We start from the raw sequence: 12,219 nt of genomic DNA, 5'->3' as shown, positions 1-12,219 counted from the left end.
TTTACGTAAAAAAGGTATTCGAGTAATTGTGATCATAACAATTTTAAACGATAAAGGATGATAATAGATTGAGTAATCATAGTAAAACACCTGCATGTATATATACGTATGCATTTCGCGAAGAGGAGCGTGCTTTATGTTACTTGGAAATGCGCTCGTTCTTTGGGATGGAGTCTCACGTTAATATTTTAAAAAGTGAAGTCAAGATTGCTCCGAGTAGAAGTCCGTTTATTAAAGAGCGCGTCGAGGTTATGTATGAAGGGGACGACTTAGAAAGCATTTTAGAACAAGTGGAACAAATTGATTTAGCGGGAGCGACATTCAAAGTTATCTTCGTTAAAATCAATGATCTTGGTAAAGAAAATAAAATTGAATATGGAGAAAGACGCCTTATTGAACGAGACCTCGGTATGCATATTGAAGGAGAAGCGGATGTTCGTAATCCAGAGCGTGTATTCGGGATTGTTCCTCTTGGAGGACGCTGGTACTTCGGACACTATGTAGAAAGTGATCCGGTTTGGTATCATCATATAAAAAAACCGCATAGCTATTCGACATCACTGAGCACACGTGTTGCTAGAGCTGTCGCAAATATCGCTGTACCAAACCCAGATGGAGTACGAGCGATTGACCCGTGCTGCGGAATAGGAACAGTAGTAGTAGAAGCACTTTCTATGGGAATTAACATCGTTGGTAGAGATATTAATCCACTTGTAGTTCTTGGAACGAGAAAAAACATCGTACATTTCGGGTTTGAAGGAACAGTAACAAAAGGTCCAATTGAAGAAATTACTGAGAACTACGACGTTGCAATTATCGATATGCCGTACGACTTATTTACGCACGCAACACCAGAAGACCAGTTCTCCATTCTCTCAAGTGCGCGCCGCATTGCAAAAAAGGTAGTCGTTGTCACGATGGAAACAATGGACGACATGATCCATGAAGCAGGATTTGAAATTACAGATCGCTGTATCACAAGAAAAGGATCATTTTCTAGACAAATTCTTGTTTGTGAATAAGAAAGAAAGGTCACCCGTTTGGGTGACCTTTTTTTGGTTTGTATTGATGTGTGATTGGTTGGTGGAATGGAGGGATGATTTGGCGGGATTTGTTGATAAGTCGATATTTTATGTCGAATCGCTGATATATTCAGAGAATCAACCGATATCAAATTACTCTTCTTTCGTTGTCTCTTGTTGTGCGATTAATAAATTGCGTAATACGTGTGCGCGGTAACTTTCTAGTTTTCGTCCTTCATGATAGCGAACACCTAATTTTTTTAGCTCAGCTACGTACCAGCCTTTCGTTCCGTAATACATGAGACCACTTCCTTTTTTCTTTTGAACAGTATATGTGCCGGGGCGAGAGAATTTTCTTTTTTATTCATGAAATTTGCGGAATTTAATATTGAATATTCAGTTTATTTTTAATATGATTAACTTATTATCGGATGACAGTGATTAGCCTCGCTGTAAGCCCGGATTTATGTTTGAAAATGAAAAGAGTAACTTCTTTCCACTTGAGCTTCTTTAGCAGAAGTACGAGCTATAAGGATAAGGGTAGTAAAATTCAATGCAAATGTGTACATGTACATTGTTTTTCTGGCTCTTAACATAGTAACGGAGGATGAAATATGCGTAAAGGGACATTTTTTATGGCAGGACATTCGAGACTTCCGAAAGGGATGGCTGTTCGCAGTATGTATGAAACATTAACGATTACAATTGAGGCAGATCATAAATATCACGTTATTATTGAAGCGTCATGTACGCTTGCGACAGAGCACGGTAGAGACTTCGTCGCTCAAATGTTGAGAGGGCATAGTTTGCAAGATGGTATTGAAGAAATCGTTCAAGATATTACGGACCATTATCAAGGAAAAGCGCAAAATGCTATCGTCAGTGCGGTAAAAGATTTACATCGCCAATATGTAAGTTATTTAAATGATGAACAGCCTAGAGGAGAGTACGAGGAAACAACACCATAAAAACTATCTAGTTTACAACCATAAACGAGAGCTAGTTGTGTTTCTTTTAAAGAGATACGACTGGCTTATTTTATTGAGGAGGCAAGAACTATGAAAAAGTTAAATGAAGTGTAAGTTGTAAAACAAGAGATGAAAAAAAGAGGGTGCGTAGAAAGTAAGGGGATTTTTAAAATGTATAAAGTATGTAGAGAAAATAATAAAAAACGAATTGACAGTTATAATATTTTGAATTATTATTTAATTAATAAGATCCATACGAGAAATTAGCCTTCTCTATATTCGATCTTGCTTTCCTGTTTTACAAATATTTTCATACAAACTGTCTATTATTATTGTACTTTAAGAGATTAAAGAACACTCGTAATTATGAGCCAGTTGTACGTTTCTACGATTTTATGTCGTGGATACGTATGACTGGCTTTTTCGATGTTAGGGCAGTAAGACCGAATCTCAGCATAAGAAGATAAGGATAACTGTCTGTAAAAAACGTCAATAAGTTCTTCATATTTAAATTAGGGAGGAATTGAAATGTCGATTATTACAGAACAAAATGCAAAGATGAAATTTGCAAAGAAATATGAGGGGTATGAGATTGTTCCTCATCCAGAGCATAAACGTTTATATCATATTACGCTAAACCAGCAATTGCTTAAGCAGTTTTTTGAAGAGGTAAAAGAGCATTCAGAGCAATCACTGCAATACATTCCTTATTCTCGGTTTAATCTTGCGGATGGAATGAGAAAGATTTTTGGGCAATCATTTATGGATAACATTCGCGGCATTATTCATGACCGTGAAACGGGCGGATTTACAATTGGGGTGCAAGGTGAAACGGCAGATCCAGCAGACTACGTGAAATTTGCAACAGCATTAACACATTTAATCGGGGAGCCAAACTTTGATGCAATGACAGGAACGTATTATGCTAGGTTTAATGTGAAAGATACGGATAGTAGTGATTCTTACCTTCGTCAAGCGTACCGATTGTTTACACTGCATACAGACGGTACATTCGTTGATGAGCCGACAGATTGGCTTCTTATGATGAAAATTGAAGAGCAAAATGCAGTAGGTGGAGAATCTCGTTTACTACATTTAGATGATTGGGAAGACCTTCAGAAATTTAGAAATCATTCGCTCGCATCTGTTAAGGTTACGTATAAAGCACCACCAAGTAAAAATGCGCAAGAAATCGTCTATCGTGAAACATTTTTTGACGTAAATAACGCACCATGTATTTGCTTTATTGATCAGTTCGCTTATCCAGATAATATTGAACAAGCAAACTATTTGAAAGACTTATCATATTCTGTTGAAAACTCACCAGCAACACATGCATTGAAATTACCAATTGGTGACTTAGTTCTTTTAAACAACTTATTTTGGATGCACGGAAGAGCTGCATTTGAAAAAAATAAAGATTTATATAGAGAACTAATGCGTCAACGTGGTTGTTTTTCTAAATAAGTTTGTACGGCGGGTCTTAAAAAAGGCCTGCCTTTCATCATATTAAGGGGGAAGTAGGATGTATGACTTTATAATTATTGGCGGAGGAATTGTTGGGCTTTCAACGGGAATGGCTTTAACGAAAAAATTCCCTCGTGCGAAAATCGCGATCATTGAAAAAGAAAAGGAACTTGCACATCATCAAACTGGACATAATAGCGGAGTAATTCACTCTGGAATTTATTATAAACCAGGGAGTTATAAAGCGAAGTTTGCCAAAGAAGGAAACGCAGCTATGGTTCAATTTTGTAAAGAAAATGACATCGCTTATGACATGTGCGGAAAAGTAATTGTCGCTACAGAAAAGGACGAACTTCCTCTTTTACATAACTTATATGAGAGAGGCTTACAAAACGATTTACATATTGAAAAAATAGATAAAGAAGAATTAGCTGAAATTGAACCGCATGTAAAAGGACTTGGGGCAATCCGTGTTCCTTCTTGCGGAATTGCTGACTATAGAGGAGTAAGTTATGCATTTGCCCGCTTGATTCAAGAAAGCGGCGGAGAAGTACATTTAGGAACAGCGGCAGAGCGTATTACGGAGAAAAAAGACGCCGTAACAATTGAGACAAATCAAGGTGTATTTAAAACGAAATTTCTCATTAACTGCGCCGGCTTACATAGTGACCGTATTGCGAAAAAGACAGGCATATTAACGGATATGAAAATCGTTCCGTTTCGTGGTGAATATTACGAACTTGTCCCAGAAAAACGCCATCTCGTAAAACATTTAATCTATCCAGTTCCAAATCCAGAATTCCCATTTTTAGGCGTTCATTTCACAAGAATGATAAACGGAGAAGTACATGCAGGACCAAATGCAGTATTAAGCTTTAAGCGAGAAGGTTATACGAAAACGGACTTCGATATAAAAGACTTCATGGAAACAATGACATACACAGGCTTTTGGAAAATGGCGATGCCAAATATGAAAGAAGGCATAAAAGAAATGGTGCGCTCATTTAGTAAACAATCATTCCTAAAAAGCTTACAGCGCTTAATACCAGAACTTACAGAGAAAGATATCATGCCAACCCATGCAGGTGTAAGGGCACAAGCCATTTTATCAAACGGAAATATGGTTGATGACTTCTGCATTATCCCTGGCATCAATTCTCTGCATATTTGTAATGCACCATCCCCGGCGGCAACGGCTAGTATAAAGATTGGTGAGGAGATTGTAAGGCAAGTGCCGGATGTGGTGGCGGTTAGGGTTTGATGGGTCCCCCGAGGTTTTTGGGGGATTTTTTTAGTTTTGGAGTTTGGTGGTTGCTCGGGTGTTCCGGGGAGCGGTTGTGGGATTGGTTGGTGGTTATCGGGTGTGAAAACACGAAATTTGTCGGTAAGTCGATAAGTTGTGTCGAATCGCCGATATATTCGGAGTTACGGTCGATATAATTGGATAATCGCTGATATATTTTTGCGGAGTGTGGGGTTGGTTGTAGCTTAATGGTCGCTAACTGTCTACTGTATAAAAAAGTAGACAGTAGTGTATGCTTTTTTAAAAAATGTATACAGATTTATACTCTATGCGTTGGCATGATACTTGCAATGAAAATAGTATTAACATATAGGGGAGAGATAGAAATGAAGGTTAGTAAAATATACACAACAATTGATGCTCACGTAGCTGGGGAACCACTTCGAATCATTACGGGCGGAGTGCCAGAGATAAAGGGAGAAACGCAATTAGAAAGACGCGCATACTGCATGGAACATTTGGATCATCTTCGCGAGGTTCTTATGTATGAACCGAGAGGACATCACGGCATGTACGGTTGTATCATTACTCCGCCCGCAAGTCCTCATGCTGATTTTGGCGTATTATTTATGCACAATGAAGGCTGGAGTACGATGTGTGGTCACGGAATTATCGCTGTTATTACAGTTGGAATTGAAACAGGTATGTTTGAAGTGACAGGTGAAAAACAAAAATTTATTATTGATAGTCCTGCTGGGGAAGTTATTGCGTACGCAACATTTAACGGGAGCGAAGTAGAGGCAGTATCATTTGAAAACGTTCCTTCGTTCGTATACAAAAAAGACGTTCCTATCAAAATAGATGACTATGAATTTCAAGTAGATATCGCGTTTGGCGGAGCATTCTACGCTGTAGTGGATAGTAAAGAGCTTGGTTTGAAAGTCGATTTTAAAGATTTAGCTGCAATTCAAACGTGGGGCGGTAAAATTAAACACTACATTGAAAGTCAAATGGAAGTAAAACATCCACTTGAAGAAGATTTAAAAGGAATATACGGAGTTATTTTCTCAGATGAACCGAAAGGAAAAGACGCTACTTTACGAAATGTAACGATCTTTGCTGATGGGCAAGTAGACCGTTCCCCTTGCGGTACAGGAACATCCGCAAGAATCGCAACTCTTTTTGAAAAAGATGCCTTACAAAAAAGAGAGATGTTCATCCACGAATGCATTACTGACGGCCAATTTGAGGGAGAAGTATTGTCGGTAACAGAGGTAGATAAATATGAAGCAGTCATTCCAAAAGTAACAGGGCAGGCATTTATTACAGGATTCCATCAGTTTGTTGTAGATCCGAGGGATGATTTGAATCGGGGATTTTTGTTAGGATGAAAGCAGGAGGTGAACAACTATGCTAGTCATAAGCGCAAACGAACAAAGAAACTTAGTAAATATGAACGAAGTCATTGAATGTGCGGCGCTTGCTTTGAAAGAATTTTCAGCAGAAAGAACGATCACACCAATTCGCGGCTCATTACCATTTGCGAACGAGCAAAATACCGCATTAATTATGCCTTCAGTAGCGGAAGGACTCGAAGCGCTCGGTTTAAAAGTAGTAACGGTAGCTCCGCATAATAAAAAGATAGGAAAGAAAACGATAAACGGGATTGTTATGCTATCAGACTTTCAAACGGGAGAACCGCTCGCACTTTTAGAAGGATCGTACTTAACGATGATTCGAACAGGCGCCTTATCAGGAGTAGCGACAAAACATTTAGCTCGTCATAACGCAAAAACTTTATGCATCATCGGTACTGGTGAACAAGCGAAAGGAATTGCAGAAGCTGTACTCGCCGTTAGGGATATTGAAAAAATCATCCTATACAACCGAACAGAAGAAAAAGCGTATGCACTTGCGCAATATATACAAGAAAAATTCAGCAAACCGGCTTACGTTTACACAAATCCAAATGAAGCAATAAGCGAAGCAGACATCATCGTCACAACAACGAATGCATCCACACCAGTCTTCTCAGAAAAACTACAAAAAGGCGTCCACATAAACGCCGTCGGTTCATTTAGACCGAGCATGCAAGAACTACCATCTCACGCCATCGCGGGCGCTGACAAAGTAGTAGTCGAATTAAAAGAAGCAGCACTAGAAGAAACAGGTGACCTTCAAGTTCCTATAAAAGAAGGCTTGTTTGAGGCAAGTGACATCCATGCTGAACTTGGTCAAATTATAAGCGGGGAAAAAGCTGGTAGAGAGAACGATGAAGAGATTACTGTTTTTAAATCAGTTGGTTTGGCGGTAGTGGATATTATCGTTGCGAAATACTTATATGAAAAAGCGATGGAGCGTGGAGTAGGTACTACGATTCAGTTGTGAGACTGCCTTTTGGTGGTCTTTTTTTTTTGTGGAGTGTGGTATTGGTAGCGCCGAATTATAAGTTTACTTTATTTTAAATGTATATATATAAATTCCAAAAATCGGTATATAATCGATAAGGATGAAAACGGTTTATGAAACAATGAAGAAAGGAATATAAAGTATGGAGGAATGGATTGCAAGTCAGAAAGAAACTACCCATCATAAAATAGCGATAACATTATTTCCTATCATTTTATTTTTAGGATATATCCATCCAGGATTATTTGGTTTTGGACTATTTTTATTTTTTATTATTACATCATTTAAATTATTGAAGAAAATGTTATTTTTCATGCTCATATTAGGCATAATAGCGGCAATTCTTCCTTTTTTAGCACCAATTATTTTTATTGTTATGCTCGTTCTCTTTTTTATGAGAATTCAGTTTGTACTAAAAAATTGGAGGCCTTTCTTAGCTGGATTGCTTGTATATGGAATTGCGGCTATTTTATTAGCCAGAATGAGTTTCGATCCTACTAGTGCGTCTTTAGCCTACGATTCTTCACCTAGTAAATTAATTGAGTCTATTGTCGTTTCGGCGTTAGGTTTTATTGGCATAAGAGCAACGTTAATTTGGTTGTATGGACATAATTATAGTAGTTATGCAGCGCTTGGAATTATGGGAAGCGTACCTCTTATTATTATTTCTTTCATTTTGCCATTTTTAAAAATGCATGTTGGTGGAGATGTTTATGTTGCAGAACCAGGAGTGGTTGATGGGCACGCTGTGACAGGAGAAACAGTTGTACATTCTTCAGAGGCGCATATAGCTAAGGGAACGAATGTGCAACCATATGTAAGAACGGCGCCAGATGGAGACGTAACGAATAACTTATCGTATCACGGCCCCGATGCAAAGCCTGTGAATACAGAAATGGTAGCAGTGAAAGGTCATGTACGAACAGCGCCAGATGGAGATGTAACGAATAACTTATCGTATCACGGTCCAGATGCAAAACCGGTGAATACAGAAATGGTAGCAGTGAAAGGCCATATAAGAACGGCGCCAGATGGGGATGTAACGAATAACTTATCGTATCATGGTCCAGATGCAAAGCCGGTGAATACAGAAATGGTAGCAGTGAAAGGCCATGTAAGAACGGTGCCAGACGGAGATGTAACGAATAATTTATCGTATCACGGCTCAGATGCGGAATCGGTGAATGTAGAAGCACACGACTATGCAAAAACTAGTTTGGATGGAGATACGGCTAAAGCTAAAGACTCTTCACAGTGGGGGAGCATGACCCCAGAACAGAAAGAAACCGCTTTGAATGCATTTAATGGAGTATTAATTGGACAAGGAACGATAGATAAACTGTTAAAACGTGTTGAGCCGAAGAAAGGGCGGAGTCGTTTTTGCGGACATTGTGGTAAGGAAAGGTCTGGAAGAGAAAGGTTTTGTGTCGCATGTGGCAGTGACCTTGAAAATGATGAGCTAGCTCCAAAACAAGCGGATAGTAAAAAAGAAAAGGATTTCGTGTTGTTAGGCATTACGGGAGTAATTGGTGTAGCAGTTGCGCTGCTTACGGTGAAAATGTTATTTTTCTCAGGTGATGATAAAATCACAACTCCGGTGGAAACTAACGAAAATATGGAAGCGCAAACTACACAACTAAGCACCGCATCATTAACGGATATAGATGGTTATTGGGTAGATACAAGTGATCCTAGTTATGTAGGGATTAATGTAACTGGAGATAAAAAAGGCGAAATAACGCTCTATAACGGTGAAAAAAACGTTACATATTTATTTAAAGAACAAGATAGTGCTGAGAAGAAAATTAGTTTACGCATTTATGAAGTGAAATCTAATTTAGAAACATTCACACCATTTAATGTTCAGGTGAATGTAGTAGATGGCGAGGAGATTGAATTAATAAGACTAGGGCATGAAGAAGAAAACCTCTCGCTAAAACGAATGACGAAAGAAGAGTTTACGAACAATTATGAGCCTGTTGATGAGAAAAAAACGTATACAGGACAAAATGATAAACGTGAGCAATCTAATCGTACGAAAACAACGATACCATTCACACAGGTAGAAGGTGACTGGATCAATACTACCGGTGGGGATGACATAGCTTTTGTATTAAGTGAAGGAGATAAAAGCGGTGAATTAATTATCGCGAAGGAACAGCCAGGCGGCCGCCTTCCACAACATAAATTCTATATAAGTTCTGAACCGAAGAGTGGGGATAATACATATATCATCTCGGTCAAACAAAACTCAGGTGAATACAAAAAAGTAGAGCTAACGTTGACGGAAGATCGATTACGAATGAAGATGGATGGGCAGGAGAGTGTTTATCGGAGGGGATAGAAACGGTTTTGTCTCAAAAGGTGTAAACTAGTTTTTACTATAATATATAAGGAAATCGTTTTTTTATTTAATTTTGTTGTGGTGACTCTTATATGTACAACGAAATTCAAAAGGCATTACGAGGAGAAGTCGAAATAGACGAAGGATTGTAAGAATGGTTAGGGAAATTTGATTTAGAAGATGTTAATGATATGTTGGAACACGTGAATTCTGTGCGGACATCAAATCATTAATTCAATTGGCGTATGAAAAAAGCTGTACCTCTAATAATTAGAGGTACAGCTTTTTTTACCATTCTCGCCATTCTTCTGTAATATCTTCTTCGGATTCTAAGCCAGCTATTCGTGCTGCTGTATCGATAAATTCATAGAGATCTTCTCTTTCCATTGTTTCGATAAAATGGTCATGTTCGATATTTAGTTCATTTATTTTTATAACTACCTCTTTAACAGCTTGCATTACTTCGACTTCGGTTGGATTCTCACCCAATAGTTCTAAATTGTTAATGTAAGTGTCGAGAACTTTATTTGTTGCACTTATATTTTCTTCAGTGAAAAATTCCCCATCTTCATCATGCTCAATCCATGGGGTTGTTGGTTTGTTTTTTTTCAATTCATCAAACGTCATGATAACCTCCTAAAAATGTTTTTTTATCTTTAATCTCATTCTACATTTTCAATTATATATAACAACCATTTCAGAGAAATTTCCTGTAGGCTGCTAGTTTTCTAGCTCATTTTGCTAGGCCACCTATTAGTGGTCTTTTTATTTTACCCTCCGCATAAATATATTTTATCCCGCTATTTGCCGGGCAGTAAGACTCCCACCTCAAAATTCGGCGAATGCGGAGGAGTTAGGTGGGAGATCAACTGCCCGTAAAAGCCCGATTGGTGAAGGCTAATAATCAGCGGGGATGGACAAAACCCCCACTGATTAAAGTTTCACTTTATCACAAGAATTCATTAATAGATTTCAAACTGTCTATCTTTGCGAAAAAGTTTGACAATACATACGGGTAGTGGTAATTTAAAACCTATAAGAAAACTCGGTATTAATTCCGAGTTTTCTTATAGGTGTAAATAGTCGAGAGGGGTCGAAATATGAAGAAGTTGTTTGCATTACCATTTGTCCTACTATTACTTATTGCATTAGCGGCTTGCTCAGGGGAGAAAGATTCTTCGAAGCAAGCAGGAACTAGTAAATCAGGGACTCCGAAAGATGGAGGAACGTTAACAGTTGGTGTTAGTGATAATCCAGATACGATGAACCCGCTTTATGCGAATGATCGTGTCTCGCTCACGATACAGCAAGCTTTATATGCACCGCTGTATCATATGGAAGACGGTAAGAAAAAATTTGTTCTTGCTGAGAGCTTTACGCCTTCAGAGGATCAATTAACATGGACTTTAAAATTAAAGGATAATTTGAAATGGCATGATGGTAAGAAAATTACATCAGATGATATTGTATTTACATTCAAATCTATTCTAGATGAGAAGCAAAATAGTTCAAGCCGTGAAAATTTTATTTTTAAAGGAAAGCCGCTTGAGGTGAAAAAAGTGGATGAGCTAACGACTCAATTTGTATTACCACAAGTAAGTGCATCTTTCGAAGGGGTTATGAACGATTTCTTCCCAATTCCGAAACATGTATTTGAAGGTGAAGCAGATTTAGTGAAGAGTAAGAAAAACCTACAACCTGTAGGATCAGGTCCATTTAAGTTAAAAGAGTTTAAATCAGATGAATATGTTGCGCTAGAGCGATTCGATGATTATTTTGCTGGTAAAGCAAAATTAGATTCTGTCGTGTACCGCGTTGTAAAAGACCGTAATACGGCAAACGTTTCACTTCAAAATGGTCAAATTAATATGAAGATGATTGAGCCGCAAGACTTTAAGAAATTAGATAGCACAGGGAACTTCTCAATGGTCACATTCCCTGAAGGTAGATTATTCTACTTAGCTTATAACTTTAATACAGACCTTATGAAGAAAAAAGAAGTGCGCCAAGCAATTGCGCATGCATTAGATAAGAAAGAAATGATTAACTCAGCATTCGTTTCTAGTCAATTTGCAGAACCGGCAAATTCAATCTTAACGCCAGACGCTATGTATTATGCGAAAGATATTAAAGAGTATAAGTATGATCAAAAAGAAGCGAAAGATTTATTAGCAAAAGCTGGTGTGAAAGATAAAGAAAAAATCCGCGTTATGTATGTAACGAATAATAAAATCATGGAAAGTCTAGCACTTTATACACAGCAAAAATTACAAGAAGTTGGCTTACAAGTTGAACTGAATGCATTAGATGCTAGTGCAGCAAGTGAAAAAGGCTTAGATAAAGAGAATAAAGAATATGACATTACATTTGGTGGTTACATAATGGGACCAGAGCCTGATTCATATAAGAGCTTATTCTTAAGTAATGCAGAATACAATTATGCACGTTATAAAAATGCTGACTTCGATAAGTTATGGGAAGAAGCTGCGGTTGAAACAGATAAAACAAAACGCGCAGAGCTATACCACAAAATCCAAGATACAGCTAGAGAAGACTTACCTTATCTTCCAATCGCATATCCGAAAGCAGTTATTGCAGTAGATAAAAAGTTTGATGGATTGAAAGAAGCAAAAGCAATTCCTGTCACAATGTTTGAAGATCTATCGAAAATTTATGAAGTGAAATAAGAAACTGTAAAGAAGCTGGTGGAAATCAGCTTCTTTATCCCGCTTTAACGGGCTAATAATCAGTGGGGATGGACAAAAC

At 37.9% G+C, this 12,219-nt stretch carries 10 protein-coding genes; 8 read left to right on the top strand and 2 right to left on the bottom strand.

What is annotated here, in order from left to right:
• Positions 1 to 68: 68 nt before the first annotated feature.
• Entirely contained in the window at positions 69 to 1,022 is a 954-nt protein-coding gene (locus tag MR155_RS22475) for a TRM11 family SAM-dependent methyltransferase (RefSeq protein ID WP_219301356.1), read from the top strand.
• A gap of 153 nt (positions 1,023 to 1,175) precedes the next feature.
• On the opposite strand, the gene MR155_RS22470 is transcribed toward MR155_RS22475, so the two are convergent.
• Complete coding sequence (locus tag MR155_RS22470) at positions 1,176 to 1,322, bottom strand: YflJ family protein (RefSeq protein ID WP_002010895.1); 147 nt, start codon at positions 1,320 to 1,322, stop codon at positions 1,176 to 1,178.
• Between the two features lie 314 nt (positions 1,323 to 1,636).
• On the opposite strand from MR155_RS22470, the gene MR155_RS22465 reads away from it, so the two are divergent.
• From MR155_RS22465 to MR155_RS22440, 6 genes are all read left to right on the top strand, one after another.
• Complete coding sequence (locus MR155_RS22465) at positions 1,637 to 1,990, top strand: DUF3870 domain-containing protein (RefSeq protein ID WP_001225455.1); 354 nt, start codon at positions 1,637 to 1,639, stop codon at positions 1,988 to 1,990.
• A 528-nt stretch (positions 1,991 to 2,518) separates the two neighbouring features.
• Complete coding sequence (gene glaH / locus MR155_RS22460; protein WP_242311129.1) at positions 2,519 to 3,457, top strand: glutarate dioxygenase GlaH; 939 nt, start codon at positions 2,519 to 2,521, stop codon at positions 3,455 to 3,457.
• 58 nt (positions 3,458 to 3,515) lie between these two features.
• Positions 3,516 to 4,718, top strand: coding sequence for an L-2-hydroxyglutarate oxidase (gene lhgO, locus MR155_RS22455; protein ID WP_242311128.1), 1,203 nt, complete (start codon positions 3,516 to 3,518; stop codon positions 4,716 to 4,718).
• A 320-nt stretch (positions 4,719 to 5,038) separates the two neighbouring features.
• A complete protein-coding gene (locus MR155_RS22450) occupies positions 5,039 to 6,091 on the top strand; it encodes a proline racemase family protein (protein ID WP_242311127.1) in 1,053 nt (350 codons plus the stop codon).
• A gap of 19 nt (positions 6,092 to 6,110) precedes the next feature.
• The gene (locus MR155_RS22445) at positions 6,111 to 7,088 is read left to right on the top strand and encodes an ornithine cyclodeaminase family protein (RefSeq protein WP_242311126.1); all 978 of its coding nucleotides are present in this window, start codon (positions 6,111 to 6,113) and stop codon (positions 7,086 to 7,088) included.
• Positions 7,089 to 7,251: 163 nt separating this feature from the next.
• Positions 7,252 to 9,453, top strand: a complete 2,202-nt coding sequence (locus MR155_RS22440) for an ABC-2 family transporter permease (RefSeq protein ID WP_242311125.1) — start codon at positions 7,252 to 7,254, stop codon at positions 9,451 to 9,453.
• Positions 9,454 to 9,741: 288 nt separating this feature from the next.
• On the opposite strand, the gene MR155_RS22435 is transcribed toward MR155_RS22440, so the two are convergent.
• Positions 9,742 to 10,080, bottom strand: coding sequence for a hypothetical protein (locus tag MR155_RS22435; protein ID WP_242311124.1), 339 nt, complete (start codon positions 10,078 to 10,080; stop codon positions 9,742 to 9,744).
• 473 nt (positions 10,081 to 10,553) lie between these two features.
• Here MR155_RS22435 and MR155_RS22430 point away from each other — a divergent pair, with 473 nt between their 5' ends.
• On the top strand, positions 10,554 to 12,140 hold the full coding sequence (locus tag MR155_RS22430) for an ABC transporter substrate-binding protein (RefSeq protein ID WP_002193307.1): 1,587 nt from the start codon (positions 10,554 to 10,556) through the stop codon (positions 12,138 to 12,140).
• Positions 12,141 to 12,219: the final 79 nt, after the last annotated feature.

The organism is Bacillus cereus group sp. BfR-BA-01331, assembly GCF_022663915.1.
GTDB lineage: Bacteria > Bacillota > Bacilli > Bacillales > Bacillaceae_G > Bacillus_A > Bacillus_A mycoides.
Note: the sequence above shows the minus strand (reverse complement) of the source record. Positions and strands in the feature narration are given on the sequence as shown.